Genomic DNA, 1,419 nt, shown 5'->3' with positions numbered 1-1,419 from the left:
GCTTTCAGCGATCTCGGTGACCCCGGAAAAGTCGAAGCCGAGCGGCCCACCGCTTTTCGAGAACCTGTCGAGATAGCGGTCGGCAAGTTCCTTCTCGGGGCCGGCTTTCATCCGGCCCACGGCATGTATCGCTACCTTCATCCCTGTCTTCTAACGGTTCAGTGAACCGTTTCTTCCTCTAGATCCGGCGCCTGCCACATCTTTTCGAGATTGTAGAACTCGCGGATCTCGGGCCGGAAGATATGGACGATGATATCGCCTGAATCGATGAGCACCCAGTCGGCACCCGACAACCCCTCGACGCGGGCAGTGCCGAGATCGGCATCCTTCAGCGCTTTGAGGAGATGATCGGCAAGTGCGGCGACATGACGGTGCGACCGACCCGAGGCGATGACCATATAGTCGCCTAGGCTCGATTTCCCCTGGATGTCGATGGAGACAATGTTTTCGGCCTTGGAGTCTTCCAGACTGGCAAGGACTGTCTTGATGGCGCGGGCAACAGCGTCGTATTCGCCTATCCCGGCCGGCGAAGGCAGGATTTCCGCCCTCTTCCGAAGTGCTGTTCTCAGTGTCTTTCCTTTCCGACAGGAACAACCAAATCACCCTGAACGTGGGCGACACCATTTAGATAGGCAGAGTTGGGCTACAGTTTCAAGACAAGCGCGTGCAAACACCTGACAACAAGCCGTTAGCACCCATCTTTCTTGAAACGCTACGGATCGACCGGCGGCGGCAATTGCGCCGACATCGGCGAGAAACTGCCGCTTTCACGTGCCGGAACCGCACTTGTCATGCGCAGCCGCCACAAGACAAAGGCCGTGCAGATCGCGCCAATGGCAATCGCCACATACATGAAGGCATAGGTGCCGTAGAAGGCGGTCAGCACGGTGCCAAGGCCCGGCACGATGAAACCCGACAGCGACCAGGCAAACAGCATGCTGCTCGACAAGGCCACCAGATCGTCCTTGCTGGCGCGGTCGGAAGCATGCGCGCTGGACAGCGAATAGATCGACTCGCTCGCCCCGCTCCACACCACATAGATCGCAACCATGATCGGCAGCGCGCTCCCGTCGAAGCGGCTGGCTGCAAGCCCGGCGATCACCACAAGTAGGCCAGCGGCAACCAGCACGTAACGCCGGTCGGTCCGGTCGGAAATCCAGCCGAACGGAATCTGGAACAACAGCGTGCCGAGCGGCATGGCAAACAACAGCGTCGCCACCTCTTGCTGGCTGAAGCCGCTTGCGGTGGCATGGATCGGCGCGAAGCCAGTGACCAGCATCGACACGCCGCCGACGGCCAGCATGCCGGCGACACCGACCGGCGAGATGCGCCAGGCGCGTKCCAACGCCACCGAAGCAGCCTTTGGCGGTGGCGGCTGGCGCAGGCGGGTGAGCCCCACCGGCAGGATCGAGACAGCAT

The 1,419-nt window shown here is 60.9% G+C and carries 2 protein-coding genes and 1 pseudogene; all 3 read right to left on the bottom strand.

Translation table 11 applies throughout. From position 1 onward, the window contains the following. Positions 1-141: pseudogene (locus AC1DWF_RS31975) on the bottom strand (23S rRNA (pseudouridine(1915)-N(3))-methyltransferase RlmH); the annotation flags it as partial. 17 nt (positions 142-158) lie between these two features. Then, on the bottom strand, positions 159-536 hold the full coding sequence (gene rsfS, locus AC1DWF_RS31970) for a ribosome silencing factor (protein ID WP_476784008.1): 378 nt from the start codon (positions 534-536) through the stop codon (positions 159-161). 176 nt (positions 537-712) lie between these two features. Beyond that, positions 713-1,419, bottom strand: a 707-nt coding sequence (locus AC1DWF_RS31965; RefSeq protein ID WP_476842558.1) for an MFS transporter, incomplete at its 5' end; no start/stop codon positions are given.

This window comes from Aminobacter sp. P4_D5, from assembly GCF_056401815.1.
Note: the sequence above shows the minus strand (reverse complement) of the source record. Positions and strands in the feature narration are given on the sequence as shown.